1 protein-coding gene and 1 pseudogene are annotated in these 1,425 nt (G+C 75.8%); one reads left to right on the forward strand and one right to left on the reverse strand.

Going from position 1 to position 1,425, the window contains the following annotated elements; genetic code table 11:
• Nucleotides 1–65 precede the first annotated feature (65 nt).
• Nucleotides 66–113 (forward strand): annotated as a pseudogene (locus EAO71_RS39535) (hypothetical protein); the annotation flags it as partial.
• A 35-nt stretch (nt 114–148) separates the two neighbouring features.
• Here the strand turns inward: EAO71_RS39535 and EAO71_RS36355 are convergent.
• Nucleotides 149–1,375, reverse strand: coding sequence for a sensor histidine kinase (locus EAO71_RS36355; RefSeq protein WP_147982062.1), 1,227 nt, complete (start codon nt 1,373–1,375; stop codon nt 149–151).
• Nucleotides 1,376–1,425: the final 50 nt, after the last annotated feature.

Genomic DNA, 1,425 nt, shown 5'->3' on the forward strand with positions numbered 1-1,425 from the left:
CCCTGACGGCGGGCGGCCACTTCCTCTTCGTCGCCCTCACCCTCGGGCTGGCGACCGTCGTCGCCGTGCTCCAGACCGTGGCGACGATCGGGCGCAAGCCGCTCCACGCGCGCATGGTCCGCTTCTGGGGGCAGCTGTACGTGATCAACTACGCGGACGGATCGGTCGTCGGCAGGGGGGCGTGGCCGGCATCGGCGAGCGGCAGCCGGGCGTCGACCAGGAAGCCGTCGGCGGTGTTCCGGGCGGTCAGGTCGCCGCCGAAGGCCCGGGCCCGCTCCGCCATCCCGCGGATGCCGCTGCCCTGCGGCGACTCCTCCGGCGCGCCCTCCCCGTCGTCCTCGATCCGCAGCCTCAGCTCGCGCGGGCCCCAGTCCAGTGTGACCAGCGCGGTCCGCGCCCCCGCGTGCCGGGTGACGTTGGTCAGCGACTCCTGCACGATCCGGTACGCGGCGAGGTCGAGCGGCGGAGCCAGCGCGGCGGGGCTGCCCGCCACCGCCGTGCGGACGTCGAGGCCGGCGCTCCGGGCCCGCTCCACCAGCTCGCCGAGCAGCGCGAGGCCCGAGGTCGGCGAGGTCGGCGCCGCCTCGTCGGCCCGCCGCAGCAGTCCGAGGGTCGCGCGCAGCTCCCGCAGCGCGTCCTTGCTGGTGGCCTTCACCGCCTGCAGCGCCTCCTCGGCGGCGGCCAGGCCGACGTCGGGCGCCGGCCCCTTGCCCAGCCGGTGCAGGACGGCACCGGACTGGACGTTGATGAGCGAGATGCTGTGCCCGAGCACGTCGTGCAGCTCCCGGGCGATCCGCAGACGCTCCTCGGTGGCGCTCTGCCGGGCGCGCGCCTCCTGCTCCCGCTCGGCGGCGAGCGCCCGCTGTTCCACCTCGTGCAGGTAGGCGAGCCGGGTGCGCTGGGCGCGGCCGACGGCGACCAGGCTGATCAGCCAGCCGGACAGCATCGCGAGCGAGGTGTCGTCGATCTGCCGGTGCCCCGGCTGCTGGCGGAGCTCGCCGAGGCCGACGGCGAGCAGGGTGGCCGCGGCCAGGGCGACGGCGGCGGCGAACCGGCCCTCGGCGGCCAGCGTGTAGAGGGCGAGCGCGAAGGTGATCATCAGCGGCCCGTCCTGGGCCGAGACCGGGTAGTAGACCGCGCAGGCCAGCAGGGTCACGACGGCCACCGCGACGGGCCACCGGCGGCGGAAGCACAGCGCCCCGCAACCGATCGCGATCACGATCCAGCCGACGACCGTCCGTGCCGCCGGCTCGTCGGTGTACCGCGCCGCGACCAGGGTCCAGATCACCACGACGAGGGTGACGACCAGCGCCACGAGGGCGTCGGTGACCCGCGGGGACGGGCGCCCGTCACGGACGCGGAAGGGGAGGGGCATGCCAGGAAGGATAGGTGTCGCCGGACCGTGCGCACGGTGGGGGAACCCGG

Origin of the sequence: Streptomyces sp. MS191 (assembly GCF_008042125.1) — a bacterium.
In the GTDB taxonomy this organism is placed as follows: Bacteria; Actinomycetota; Actinomycetes; order Streptomycetales; family Streptomycetaceae; genus Streptomyces.

Excerpts from the sequence above, each read along its gene's own strand:
- EAO71_RS36355 (WP_147982062.1), bottom strand. The coding sequence starts at position 1,375 with ATGCCCCTCCCCTTCCGCGTCCGTGACGGGCGCCCGTCCCCGCGGGTC.